Source organism: Vibrio sp. 1402 (assembly GCF_033340275.1).
The window spans coordinates 1-580 of record NZ_JAWOWE010000496.1 but is presented as its reverse complement, the minus strand read 5'-3'; the positions used below and the strand labels follow the sequence as shown (position 1 = coordinate 580).

At 51.6% G+C, this 580-nt stretch carries 1 protein-coding gene; it reads right to left on the bottom strand.

The window, feature by feature from the left end:
* A partial coding sequence (locus tag R7044_RS26890; protein WP_225456189.1) for a FecCD family ABC transporter permease occupies positions 1 to 580 on the bottom strand: 580 nt, incomplete at both ends.

The window sequence follows — 580 nt, the reverse complement described above, 5'->3', positions numbered from 1 at the left end:
CGATGAGCGCAGTTACGATTCCGACAGGTAATTCGGCTGGTGCCAATAACACTCGTGCGATCATGTCTGCACAGGTCAACAATAAAGCTCCCAACAACGCTGAAATAGGTAACAGTGTGCGATGATCTGGGCCTGCTAGCATGCGTCCGAGATGTGGGATAACCAAACCGATAAAGCCGATTGCCCCGCAGATACTTACTGTGACACCAACGCCTACGGCGGAAAGCAGAATGAGCTGACGTTTCAATTTTTGTACCGGAACGCCCAAGTGGCGAGCTTCTGATTCACCAAGTAATAATGCGTTTAAAGACATGGCTTTTTTGTGAAACCAGAAAAGTAACACCACGAGAGTCACAGAAGCTAAGCCAATGCCTGCCCAGTTTGCGCCCGCAAGCGAACCCATCGACCACAACGTTAAATCGCGCAGCATTTGGTCATCCGCAGAAAAGTTGAGAAAGCCGATCGCGGCACCTGAAAGTGCACTGATCGCCACGCCAGCGAGCAGCATGATCGTGACGGACGTACCAAACTTATTCGTACCGAGCCAGTACACCAGCACCGTTGTCAGAGCACCGCCCAG